The 11,752-nt window shown below is 67.1% G+C and carries 9 protein-coding genes and 1 pseudogene; 5 read left to right on the forward strand and 5 right to left on the reverse strand.

The features are described 5' to 3' along the window. Nucleotides 1-184: 184 nt before the first annotated feature. Nucleotides 185-497 (forward strand): annotated as a pseudogene (locus G6034_RS19885) (transposase); the annotation flags it as partial. 44 nt (nt 498-541) lie between these two features. Here the strand turns inward: G6034_RS19885 and G6034_RS14220 are convergent. Both G6034_RS14220 and G6034_RS14225 read right to left on the reverse strand, forming a co-directional pair. Then, nucleotides 542-1,624, reverse strand: coding sequence for a DUF1648 domain-containing protein (locus G6034_RS14220; RefSeq protein WP_176635759.1), 1,083 nt, complete (start codon nt 1,622-1,624; stop codon nt 542-544). After that, nucleotides 1,621-2,010: a GntR family transcriptional regulator gene (locus G6034_RS14225; RefSeq protein WP_176635760.1), complete on the reverse strand. Its 390-nt coding sequence runs from the start codon at nt 2,008-2,010 to the stop codon at nt 1,621-1,623. The genes G6034_RS14220 and G6034_RS14225 overlap by 4 nt, the downstream gene beginning before the upstream one ends. A 1,574-nt stretch (nt 2,011-3,584) precedes the next feature. On the opposite strand from G6034_RS14225, the gene G6034_RS14230 reads away from it, so the two are divergent. Both G6034_RS14230 and G6034_RS14235 read left to right on the forward strand, forming a co-directional pair. Continuing rightward, entirely contained in the window at nt 3,585-4,115 is a 531-nt protein-coding gene (locus G6034_RS14230; RefSeq protein ID WP_343038070.1) for a sigma-70 family RNA polymerase sigma factor, read from the forward strand. Further along, on the forward strand, nt 4,112-4,870 hold the full coding sequence (locus G6034_RS14235) for a zf-HC2 domain-containing protein (RefSeq protein ID WP_176635762.1): 759 nt from the start codon (nt 4,112-4,114) through the stop codon (nt 4,868-4,870). Before G6034_RS14230 ends, G6034_RS14235 begins: the two co-directional genes overlap by 4 nt. Nucleotides 4,871-5,071: 201 nt before the next feature. Here G6034_RS14235 and G6034_RS14240 read toward each other — a convergent pair whose 3' ends face one another. From G6034_RS14240 to G6034_RS14250, 3 genes are read right to left on the reverse strand one after another with little or no spacing between them, the layout of a single operon-like run. Beyond that, entirely contained in the window at nt 5,072-5,971 is a 900-nt protein-coding gene (locus G6034_RS14240) for a MaoC family dehydratase (protein WP_176635776.1), read from the reverse strand. Nucleotides 5,972-5,994: 23 nt separating this feature from the next. Beyond that, entirely contained in the window at nt 5,995-7,356 is a 1,362-nt protein-coding gene (locus G6034_RS14245; RefSeq protein WP_176635763.1) for a 3-oxoacyl-ACP reductase, read from the reverse strand. Nucleotides 7,357-7,361: 5 nt separating this feature from the next. Continuing rightward, on the reverse strand, nt 7,362-8,723 hold the full coding sequence (locus tag G6034_RS14250; RefSeq protein WP_176635764.1) for an acetyl-CoA C-acetyltransferase: 1,362 nt from the start codon (nt 8,721-8,723) through the stop codon (nt 7,362-7,364). Nucleotides 8,724-8,787: 64 nt separating this feature from the next. Here G6034_RS14250 and G6034_RS14255 point away from each other — a divergent pair, with 64 nt between their 5' ends. Next, nucleotides 8,788-9,507 carry a TetR/AcrR family transcriptional regulator gene (locus tag G6034_RS14255; RefSeq protein WP_343038072.1) on the forward strand — a complete coding sequence of 240 codons (720 nt, stop codon included), beginning with the start codon at nt 8,788-8,790 and terminating at the stop codon, nt 9,505-9,507. Further along, entirely contained in the window at nt 9,504-11,579 is a 2,076-nt protein-coding gene (locus tag G6034_RS14260) for an acyl-CoA dehydrogenase family protein (protein ID WP_176635766.1), read from the forward strand. Before G6034_RS14255 ends, G6034_RS14260 begins: the two co-directional genes overlap by 4 nt. The last annotated feature ends 173 nt before the right edge of the window (nt 11,580-11,752 follow it).

Consider the following 11,752-nt stretch of genomic DNA (forward strand, 5'->3'; position numbering starts at 1 on the left):
CTGGGCCACCGCGGCGGCGGGGAAAGCGCCGATGGCGGCAACGAAAAGCGCAGTGGTGGCGCTGAAAGAGAGAAGTCGACGCACGGGAAACCTTTTCTGATCAGAACAAAGCCCGGATCAGCCGGTCCCCCGGTCGGCCGTGCAGGGGGACAAGAAGGTCCCGCTCAGACGAGAATAGCACCCCGCCGAAGCCGCAGAAACACTGGACGGATGGGTCACCTAGGCCCAGCGGTCCCGAATCCAGGCCTTCGGCAACTACAGAAAAACATCGTCAAACACCGCGTAGCCACTCTGGCCTCGCTCAAACACGGACTCTCCAACGACCGCATCGAATCCATGAACACCAAAATCCGGCTCACCACCCGCCCGCCATCGGCTTCAAGAAACCCGGAGCACTCATCGCCCTGGCCATGCTCAGCCTCGGGGGCCACACGCCAATGCGCCCAAGCCGGAATCAACCCACGGCGCATCAGGAGGGCCTGTTCTTGGGGCGCTAAATGCCACCCTTGGTGCCCCTGGCCTTGGACGACGCCCGTGGGCGTCAGCCACCCAGACGCAGGGTGATCACCAGGCTGATAAGTGCCACAACGCCGAGCAGGAGCATCGCGGCCCTGGGATTGCCGAGGTTCAGGGTCCATCCGAGACCGAAGCGGCGTGGAACGAGCAGTTTGTGGTCTTCACGGTTGATGTAGACCAGGCCACCGCGCCAGTACTTGTCGTCGTCCCGGTGGGTCAGGCCTGTGTTCTCCTCGGTCCCGTCCAGCTCCCGGTTGTTTCTGGCCAGGACCACAACGGCTACGACGACGGCGGCCAGGATTGGCAGCGCGACCATCAGCGGCGCCCAGGGAGTGACCGTCCCGGTCCACATCAGCAGCGATGATCCCAGCATCGCCAGGTCGATCATCGCGACCAGCCCGAGCAGCGTCTTGGCGCCCAGGGACATGTAGTGCCGGGACCAGCGCGCGGAGCCTACCGGGTGCCCCGGGTCGATGTCGGGCCGGCTGCGGACGATGGCGGCCGCCATGCCCCCGAGCAGCGCGGTCATGCCGACTTGGACGAACACCAGTGCGAAAGCCGTGCCTGCCGACTTGGCAGCCATCCGGTCCGGCATGCCCTTCGCGCCGTAGTGCACCGCGAGGATGTCGGGCATCGACGGGTAGCTGACCACACCGATCACCACCGTGGCGACGGTGATGATCACCGCAGGGGCCAGCCAGAGCCAAGGGAACCGGGGCGGATCGGTCCGCAGCTCCGTGTCTACCGAAATGCCTTGACGCAGGCCCCGGTACCAGCCCCCGGCAGCCTTGGCGGCCCGGATCTCCTGGTTGGCCAGGAAAAAACACCCATACCAGACGCCCATAAGGACCAGCACCGACAACGGCAGCAGCAGCCGGTCACCGGTCACGCCGTAAGTGACGATCCCGGCCCCGACGGCGATAACCCCGCCGACGAGTACCCGCAACCGGTAGATGCGGGTCTGCCGGACTACCGCAGAGTCCCCGGCATGCCGGGCCGGCACCCGGACCCCGAAGGGCACGGTCGGGCTGGTGACCGAGGGCAGCACCAGTCCGAGCAGGAGCACCAGCCCTAACAACACAAAACTCAGAACTATGGCAGCGCTCATGGCGTATCCTCTCGCGGTGTAACAAAGGAATCAAGCAGCGACCGGCAGGTCGTCAGAACCTCGTCAGCCGGCAATCCTCTGGCTACAGCCTCGGCCAGAAGGGTCCGGGCCCTTGCCGTCCACTCGGAGGGGAACGGCGGGGCCGCGACCGTCGTGGTCACTACCGCGCCGGTCTTGCGGTTGAGGCGGATCAGGCCCTGCCGGCGCAGGAGGTCATAAGCCTTGTTCACAGTGTGGAAGTTGATCCCGAAATCAGCGGCGAGCGTCCTGGTGGCCGGCAACAAGCTGCCCTCGATCAACACGCCTTCGGCAATCGCCTCCACGATCTGATCCCGAAGCTGCTGGTAGATCGGGACCTCACCGGACAGGTCGACGTTGAGGATCATTGCTCCCACCTCCCTACTTGTTATATAAGTTATAGAACAAATGGCGAAAAGTGACAACATCAACCCATCGCTCCGACTACGGCAGTGGATCGCAGCGATTAGATGGGGTGTTTTCGCACCGCGAAATGTCACCGCTGGTGACCATTAGCCGCTTCCTCGACGGTTCAACTCGCTGACCTGCGTCTTTGTCGCGCCGGGTTTTCGAGCGTTCCAGAGGTCATGCCCCGAAAAAACGACGTTCGTTGACACGCGACGTTCGACCTTTCACGACCGGTCAGATGCCACCAGCCATGCCCATGCACCTGCAAAGGGCCATCAAACAGACATTCCGGCGTTCCGATGCAGGTCTTCGTCACGGTTTACTCATGTTTGTCCCTGTAGATCCCTGCCAATACTTGGCATGTCAAAATGGTCCCGTTGTCCCACGCTCCCCCGAGAACCAGCGGTGGCAGGCCTCCGTTCGCTCAGCTCAAGGATTTGTTCGTGGAGGTGTTCTGTGCAACGAACTGTGCGCTTGTTCAACCGGAGATGCGGCCATGTATTCGTGTAATACATCTCTCGCACCATTCGCAAGGCAACACCGAGCCGCTCCGCGAGTTCATCGGGCGACATCAGCTCGTACTTGCGTTCTCCAGCGGTCATGTCCATGCCGTTCATCCTGTGGTTTTGGGAGGAAGTCCTTTTCACGCAAACCCCTATGCGCGAACATCTCCGGCGGGTGAGCGTTGAGGTAATACGGGCAATCCTTGCCCGTATCTGCGAACCCATGATTCGGGCTTTCCGTGGGGACGTTTCGCATGGGTGGCGTGGTCGGAACAGGAAGCTTCCTTTGTTTCTTCCTGGAACAAGACGCAACAAAAACGCCGGAATCTAGGCTTCCTTGACATGGGTGACAACGCCGGGGTGGGAGGGTCAAGCCCCCTCCGCGCACCATGAGGGCCCGGTAAATCGCAACTGATCTTCCGGGCCTTTTTGCTGTCCGGGCCGCTGCCTGTACCAAGCGAAGCAATCGCCGGGGGGCCGGTCGGGAGGAGGCAGGCCCCGGCCAGGCCCCAACCGCTGCCCAGTCGCACGGCCATGCGACGCCGGGGCAGGTATCGGTGCCGGATCCCGGCAGCCAGGGAGGCGCCAAAGAGGGCCCAGGCCCATGGGAGCAGCGTCCTGGCATCGTTGGCGTGGGCCAGGACGGCAGGAATGGGTGCCACCCGCAGCAGCAGCCAGTCCCAGACGGCGGCGCGCGGCGGGCCAGAGCATCGTTGCGGCCGTGCACAGGGATGCCACGGGAAGGGTGACGACCACGGCATGGACGAGGAGAATGTGCAGTGGAAGGCCGTCAAGTTCATAGTTCATTCAAATGCCACTGGTACGGAATACCGGATTGTCGGCGTGGGAACTCACAGCCCCAATACGCACTCCTGCGGGCCGCGGTTCATCCGGCACGTAAGTGACACGAGGGGAAGTCCAAGGGGCCCCTCCGCCAGTTGTTCGGTGAGATGAACCATTTCGGCACGGACTCCGTTACTAAGGGTAGGCCCGCGCTGCCGCCGGCAGCCGGAGAGTGGAAAGGGGCGGTTGTGGACCTGAAGGCCCGCACAGGGACGCCAACGCGTGAGGAAGCCATGCGCGCACTCCACCAGGACTATGCCGCCCAGCTGACCCGCTTCGTCCAGCGCCTGACCAGCGAAGGCACGGTGGCGCAGGACGTGGTGGCCGAGACCTTGCTCCGCGCCTGGGAGCACCCTGACGTCCTGCAGCGCACGGAGCCCGCGCTGCGGGGCTGGTTGTTCACGGTGGCCCGGAACCTGGTCATCGACGACTGGCGCAGCGCCCGGCACCGCCATGAAATTGGCACGGACCAGCTGCCTGAGCATCCCGGGCCAGACCAGACGGACCGCATCCTGGATGCCTGGCTGGTCGAGGATGCCCTGCTCACCCTCACGCCTGATCACCGCGAGGTCATCCGGCTCGCGTACTTTGACGGCCAGGACACGCGCACCATCGCCGCCGCCCTGGGGGTGCCGGACGGAACCGTGAAATCCCGCCTGCACTACGGCCTCCGGGCCCTGCGGCTGGCACTCGAGGAAAGGGGTGTGAGCAGCCGGTGACCACCACCCCTGCCGCCATTGACCCGTATTCCTCCTGGGACGCGGCCTATGTCCTTGGTTCACTGACGGCGGCCGAGCGCCGCGAATACGAACAGCACGTGGACGGCTGCGACGCGTGCCGCAACCGCCTTGCCGAGTTGTCCGGGCTTCCCGGCCTGCTGTCCCTGGTGGGGCGCGGCGCCGTGGACCCCGACGCGTCCGAGCCGTTGCCCAGCGCCGCCCCGTACGCTGTCTTTGCCCGGAAAGTACGACGCCGGAGGGCCGGCCTGGCGGCCGCGGCGGCTGCCGCCGTCCTGATGTTGGGCGGCGGCACGGCCGCGGTCACCGCCAGCCTGCTTGCCCCCGCGCCGGCGCCGGCGGCGCACGCCACGATGACGCCCGGCGGGGCAACGGTCCAGCTTGCCTTTACGAGCTCCGGGCAGCGGGTCCTGACGGCGCGCGGCCAGGCGAGCGCGGAACCGTGGGGCACCGTGCTGTCCTGGACGTGCAGCTACACGGCCGGCCCCACCCCTGCGGGCTACGCAAGCCTGGAGGGGCCCTCCGGGTCCAACCCTTCGGAGTCCAGGTCCTACGTACTGGTGCTTGTCACGACCGCCGGAGACCGGGTTCCGCTCGCGACGTGGCAGGCCTCGCCGGGAATCACGGTGTCGCCCGTGGCGACCACCAGCATCCCGTTGGGCTCCATGAGGGAACTGCTCATTGAGGAACAGGACACACCCGGCCCGGAAGCGCCGCTGCTGCAGGCACAGCTCTAGCGGTGTCGGGGCCGCCGGACCGGCCGGCCGCACCCCCCACCATCCGCCGCCGAATTTCTGGTTGCCGTGGCCTGTGGCGTGGCCCGGCTTCGCGTCGGCCGCGTAGGTGTCGGGCGGCGCGTTCCCCGGAGCCGTCCCGCCCCCGGTTCACCTGCGGGGAGCGCACGTGTCCCTCAACAAGGCAGCCCGCCACGAGGTGCCCTACGGCTGGGTGGTGCCGGCGGTGACGCTGCCGCGAAAGTGCACCCTCGTGCTGCGCGCATTCCAGGCCGTGAACTCGCTGCCCAGCCAGCCGCCGTCGCCCGCCAGGGTGTCCGAAATGTGCAGCGACACCGTGGCGGGGAGGAAGATGGGCGACTCGAAGCTGATGTCCCAACTGAAGGCGTCGGGTTTGGGCGAGCCGATGTCGGAAACGACCCGCGAGGCCGCATACATGCCGTGGGCAATGGAGCGCCGCAAGCCGAGTGCCTTGGCCGAAAGGACGCTCAGGTGGATGGGGTTGAAGTCGCCGGACACGGCCGCATAGGCCCGTCCGGTGTCGACCCCCAGTTTCCACTGGGCCGTGGGCTGGGGCGGGGAGAACTCCTCGCGCCGGGTCCCAGCCGTCTGTGGGGACGGCTTGTCCAGGCCCGGCAGGTAGATGCCCTTGGCCAGGTAGGTTGAGACCCCCCGCCACAGCAGGGCCGTGCCCTCGTTGTTGCGGACCTCCACCACCAGCTGGACCTGCGTGCCGGCCCGGTGCCCGGCCAGGTTCCTCGCCCACGACCTGATGGTCAGGACGTCGGTGAACGATATGGGCGCGTGGTGGTCCACCTGGTTGCGCAGGTGGATCATGCCCAGCAGCGGCAGCGGAAAATCCTCCTGCACCATGACGCTCATCGCGACGGGGAACGCCAGTGCGTGGATGTATCCGGACGGCAGCACGTCGCGGGCAGGCTTGCCCATCAGGTGCGCGAACGCCGTGAGCTTGGACAGGTCCGCCGTCACTCCCCGGACCTCGAGGGCACGCGTGGGAAGGGCCACCACGGGTGCTGACCTCACGAGCCGCTGCACGGCGGCAGCTGCCGCGGCGTTGAGGTACAGCTTCGACAGCGACGGCATCTCCGTCAGCACGTGGTCCACGCTCACTGCCCCACCAGGTTCTGGCCGCAGACACGCAGAATGTTGGCGGTCACCCCGGCCGACGCCTCGGAGGCGAAGTAGGCGATGGCCTCGGCAACGTCTTCCGGTTGGCCGCCCTGCTGCAGGCTGTTGAGCCGGCGTGCCACCTCGCGGGTGGCGAACGGGATTTTCGCCGTCATGGCCGTTTCGATGAAGCCGGGGGCGACGGCGTTGACCGTGCCGCCCCTTTCAGCCAGGAGGGGCGCCGTGGAGCGGACCATGCCGATCACGCCGGCTTTCGAGGCCGCGTAGTTGGTCTGGCCGCGGTTGCCGGCAATCCCGCTGGTGGAGGAGACGCTGATGATCCGCGGGTGGTCGGCAAAGTGGCTGCTGGCCAGGAACGCCTGGTTCATGCGCAGCTGTGCGCCGATGTTGACGGCGATCACGGAGTCCCAGCGGGCCGGGTCCATGTTGGCCAGCAGCCTGTCACGCGTGATGCCGGCATTGTGCACCACAATGTCCAGCCTGCCGTGCCGCTGGGCCGCGTGGTCGAGGATGCGCGCGCCGGCCTCGGTGGCGGTGATGTCCAGCTGCAGCGCCGTCCCGTGGATTTCATTGGCGACGGCCGCCAGGCGGTCACCGGCGGCAGGCACGTCCACCGCAATTACCTTGGCACCGTCCCGGGCCAGGGTGCGCGCGATCGCGGCGCCTATTCCCCGGGCGGCTCCGGTGACGACGGCAACCCTCGCGTCAAGGGGTCTGTCCCAGTCGGGCGTTGCCGGGCTCCCGTCCGAGGAGGCGGTCAGGAACTGCCCGTCGACGAACGCGGAGCGCGCCGAAAGGAAGAAGCGCAGTGCTGACAGCGCGCTGGGTGCGTTCACGGCCGTCCCGCCGCCGAGCAGCACGCCGTTGGCGGTGGCGCCCGCGCGCAGTTCCTTGGCCAGGGAGCGCATGATGCCGTCCACCGCGTTGCGCGCCGCAGCCGTCTCCGGTGCGTCGCCGGCCCCGGGCTGGCGAGAAATGCTGACAACCCGGCCATTGCGATTGAGGTCGCGCAAGGCCGCGCCCACTTCGAGCAGTGGACCGGACAGCTGATCCGGGTGGGCGAGTTCGTCCAGCACCAGCACCACGGCGCCGACCTTTTCCTTGGGCGTGGCATGCCGGCGCACGTCCTGGCCCCAGGAAAGGAGAGCTGTTGCAACGGCGTCGGCCCCGTCACTGTGGCCCACCACAAGGATCGGACCCTGGACCAGGGGGGCGCCCGGCGTCCAACGGCGCAGGACGGCCGGCTGAGGCAGGCCCAGGCGTTTGGCGAGGTCGCGTCCCAGGCCCGCATTGACGAGTTCCGTGTACTTGTCCGAGCGCACTTTCCGCTGTGCAGCCATGCCGCCTACCTGGCTTCCAGCAGCGCGACGACGCCCTGGCCGCCGGCGGCGCAGACTGAGATCAGGCCGCGGGCGGGGCGGCCGTCGACCTGGCCGCGCTCGCTGAGCATCTTGGCCAGCGTGGCGATCAGCCGGCCGCCGGTGGCGGCGAAGGGGTGGCCCGCGGCCAGGGAGGATCCGTTGATGTTGAGCCTGCCGCGGTCCACGGTGCCGAAGGCGCCGTCGAGGCCGAGCCGTGTCCTGCCGAATTCCTCGTCTTCCCAGGCCGCCAGGGTGCTGAGCACCGTGCCGGCGAAGGCTTCGTGGATCTCAAAGTAGTCAATGTCCGCAAGAGCCAGCCCGTTGCGGGCCAGCAGGCGCGGAACGGCGAACGCGGGGGCCATCAGGAGGCCGTCCTTGCCGTGCACAAAGTCGACCGCGCCGGCCTCGCCGTCAACGACGTTGGCGAGCATGGGCAGTTCGTGTGCCTGGGCCCATTCCTCGGAGGCGAGCAGCACGGTCGATGCGCCGTCGGTGAGCGGGGTTGAGTTGCCCGCCGTCATGGTCGCTGCGTCCCCCAGGCTCCGTCCAAAGACCGGCTTGAGCCTGGCCAGCTTCTCCATCGAGGAATCGGCGCGAAGGTTGGAGTCCCTCGTCAGGCCGCGGTACGGGGTGACGAGGTCGTCAAAGAAGTGCCGGTCGTAGGCGGCCGCGAGGTTCTTGTGGCTGGCAAGGGCCAGCTCATCCTGGGCCTCCCGGGTGATGTTCCACTGGGCGGTGGTCAGTGCCTGGTGCTCCCCCATGGAGAGCCCGGTGCGCGGCTCCCCGGTGGACGGGGCATCCGGGGAGAGGTCCCTGGGACGGATGCGGGCCACAACCCTGGCCTTCTCGGCCAGGGACTTGGCCCGGCTGAGGTCCAGCAGGATGGTGCGCAGGCCTTCGCTGACGGCGATGGGGGCGTCGGAGGCGGAGTCCACCCCGCCGGCAATGGCGGAGTCGATCTGGCCCAGCTTGATCTTGTTGGACAGACCGATGGCCGCCTCCATGCCCGTGGCGCACGCCTGCTGCAGGTCATACGCCGGGGTGGTGGGCGCCAAGGCCGAGCCAAGGACCGCCTCGCGCGTGAGGTTGAAATCGCGTGAGTGCTTCAGCACCGCGCCGGCGGCCACCTCGCCGATGGATTCATCCTGCAGGCCAAAGCGCGCCACGAGCCCGTCCAGCGCGGCGGTGAGCATGTCCTTGTTGGAGGCGTGGGCGTAGGCGCCGCCCGCCCGGGCAAACGGGATGCGGTTACCGCCCACCACCACCGCCTTGCGGATGCCTTGCGGCGCCTTGCTGGCGGTTTCACTGGCGCTCGCGGCCGTGTTTGCTGACGTGGTGGAACTCATGGAGCGGTCTCCTTAGATGTGCCCTGGATTACTGATACCCAGCGTACCTGATACGCTGGGTATCGTGAACTTGTTACGAGCGGGGCAGGCCGCACCGCCGCCGGGCCGGACGCCGGGCGGAGCACCCCTTGACGGGCGCTCGGTGAGATGGGAGGCGCACCGCGAGGAACGCCGTCGTGCCCTCATCAAGGCGGCCCGCCGCGCCATCCACCGCCTGGGCTTCGACGCGTCCATGGAGGACATCGCCGCCCACGCCGGCACCTCAAAGTCGGTCTTTTACCGCTACTTCGGCGACAAGGCGGGGCTGCAGCGGGCGGTGGGCAAGGTGGTGATCGGGCAAATGCAGGACACCATCGTGACGGCCGGGAAGACCGCCAGGACCCCGCGCGAGGGCCTGGTCAACATGGTCGCGGCCTATCTCCAGATGGCGGAGACGTCGCCGAACGTCTACATGTTTGTGACTTCCCCGTCCGACTCCGGGTCCCTTCCCGAGGGCGAACTCACCGGCTTCTTCGATGCCGTGACGGCCATGATCTCCGAACCGCTCCGGGACATGCTGGGCGGTGCGGATTCGCCCCTGTTGGGCTACTGGCCGACGGCGGCGATCGGGCTGGTGCGCACTGCCGGTGAATTGTGGCTGAAGACCGCGGCCGCGCCGGCGAAGCCCGATTCCCGGGCCATGGCCGAGCAGATTTCCGCTTGGCTGTTCGACGGCGTTGCCCGGCAGTTGTCGCCCGGACCACGCCTCCCTGTCCACCCATTGCAAGCAGAAGGAACCCCATGACCGAGCTATTGACCCCCGCAACGAAGGCCTCCGGCTTCGACAGCTCCCATATTGACGTGGCCGCCCTGGGACAGGCGCTGCTGGGCAAGTGGGCCGAAGTCCGCCTTCAGGCGCGCGAGCTGGCCGGGATGCCCGAGCTGCACAAGATCGAGGGGCTCACGCACACCGAGCACCGCGCGCGGGCGTTCGGGCAGCTGGGCCTGCTGGTCGAGAAGAACGGGGTCCACCGCGCCTTCCCCCCGCGCCTCGGCGGCACCGGGGACCATGGTGGGAACGTTGCCGGTTTTGAGGAGCTGGTGACGGCCGACCCGTCCGTGCAGATCAAGGCAGGCGTGCAGTGGGGCCTGTTTGGCTCGGCGGTGCTCCATCTGGGAACGCAGGAGCACCAGGACAAGTGGCTGCCCGGCATCATGTCCCTGGAAATCCCGGGCTGCTTCGCCATGACGGAGATTGGCCACGGCTCCGACGTCGCCTCGATTGCCACGACCGCCACGTACGACGCCGATGCGCAGGAATTCGTCATCAATACCCCTTTCCGTGCGGCGTGGAAGGAATATATCGGCAATGCCGCGGTGGACGGGGTGGCGGCCGTGGTGTTTGCCCAGCTCATCACCCGCGGCGTGAACCATGGAGTCCACGCCTTCTATGTGGACCTGCGGGACCCTTCCACCAAGGAATTCCTGCCCGGGATCGGCGGACTGGATGACAACGTCAAGGGTGGGCTGAACGGGATCGACAACGGCCGCCTGCACTTCGACAACGTCCGCATCCCTCGCACCAACTTGCTCAACCGGTACGGTGACGTGGCCGTGGACGGCCGGTACACGTCCCCCATCGCGAGCCCGGGCCGCCGCTTCTTCACCATGCTGGGCACCCTGGTGCAGGGGCGCGTTTCGCTGGACGGCGCGGCAGTGGCGGCGTCAAAGGTGGCACTGAAGATTGCCATCCAGTACGCCACGGAGAGGCGTCAGTTCAACGCCGCGTCCGACACCGAGGAAGTGGTGCTGCTGGACTACCAGCGGCACCAGCGGCGCCTTTTGCCGCGGCTGGCCACGACCTACGCGGCATCCTTCGCCCACGAGGAGCTGCTGCAAAAGTTCGACGACGTTTTTTCCGGCGCCCAGGACACGGATGAGGACCGCCAGGACCTGGAAACGCTGGCTGCCGCGTTGAAGTCGCTGTCCACATGGCATGCGCTGGACACGCTGCAGGAGTGCCGCGAAGCGTGCGGTGGGGCCGGGTTCATGGTGGAGAACCGGTTCACGTCGCTGCGTGCGGACCTTGATGTGTATGCAACGTTTGAGGGTGACAACACTGTGCTGTTGCAGCTCGTTGCGAAGCGGCTGCTGGCCGACTATTCGAAGGAATTCCGCAACCTGGACTTCGGTGTGCTGGCCCGATTTGTGGTTGGCCAGGCGGCCGAGCTGACCTGGCACAAGACCGGGCTGCGGCAGGTGGCCCAGTTTGTGGCCGATTCAGGGTCGGCGCAAAAGTCGGCCAAGGCGCTCAAGGACGAGGACACCCAGCACGAGCTGCTCGCCGGCCGGGTCCAGGCAATGGTGGCTGACGTTGCAGCCGCTTTGAAGGGCGCCTCGAAGCTTTCCAAGGACCAGGGCGCCGAGCTCTTCAACGAACACCAGAACGAGCTGATCGAGGCGGCCCGGGCACACGCCGAGCTGCTGCAATGGGAGGCGTTCACGGAAGCCCTGCGCCGCATTGAAGACGCGGGCACGCGCAAGGTGCTCACCCGCCTGCGTGACCTCTTTGGCCTGGGGCTGATTGAAAAACACCTGGACTGGTACCTGATGAACGGGCGGATCTCAATGCTGCGGGCGCGCACACTGGCCCCGTACATCAACCGGGTGCTGGCGAAGTTGCGGCCGCACGCGCTGGACCTGGTGGACGCCTTTGGCTACGGGCCCGAGCACCTGCGCGCGACGATCGCCACGGGGATTGAGCGGGAGCGCCAGGACGAAGCCCGTGACTACTACCGCAAGCTGCGGGCCAGCAAGGACGCTCCGCTGGATGAAAGGGTCCTCCTGCAGAAGGCCAAGGCGTCGGGTCGAAGCTAGCCTTTCCTTCTCTTCCTTCGACGGCGGCACCCGGTTTCCGGCGGCCGCCGTCGAACTTTTGTGGTCCTGCTCCGGTTGGCGGGGTTCAGCAGCCGACGCCGTCGGGGTTTTGGTTGCAGTTGTCGGCGTAGTTGTTGGTCACGGCGCGCCAGACGGTCAGGGCGAGTGGGGCT

The organism is Arthrobacter wenxiniae (genome assembly GCF_013376105.1).
GTDB lineage: Bacteria > Actinomycetota > Actinomycetes > Actinomycetales > Micrococcaceae > Specibacter > Specibacter wenxiniae.

Coding starts and splice junctions, on each gene's coding strand:
- G6034_RS14260 (WP_176635766.1), top strand. CDS start 9,504: ATGACCGAGCTATTGACCCCCGCAACGAAGGCCTCCGGCTTCGACAGC.
- G6034_RS14250 (WP_176635764.1), bottom strand. CDS start 8,723: ATGAGTTCCACCACGTCAGCAAACACGGCCGCGAGCGCCAGTGAAACC.
- G6034_RS14220 (WP_176635759.1), bottom strand. CDS start 1,624: ATGAGCGCTGCCATAGTTCTGAGTTTTGTGTTGTTAGGGCTGGTGCTC.
- G6034_RS14240 (WP_176635776.1), bottom strand. CDS start 5,971: ATGCCGTCGCTGTCGAAGCTGTACCTCAACGCCGCGGCAGCTGCCGCC.
- G6034_RS14245 (WP_176635763.1), bottom strand. CDS start 7,356: ATGGCTGCACAGCGGAAAGTGCGCTCGGACAAGTACACGGAACTCGTC.
- G6034_RS14225 (WP_176635760.1), bottom strand. CDS start 2,010: ATGATCCTCAACGTCGACCTGTCCGGTGAGGTCCCGATCTACCAGCAG.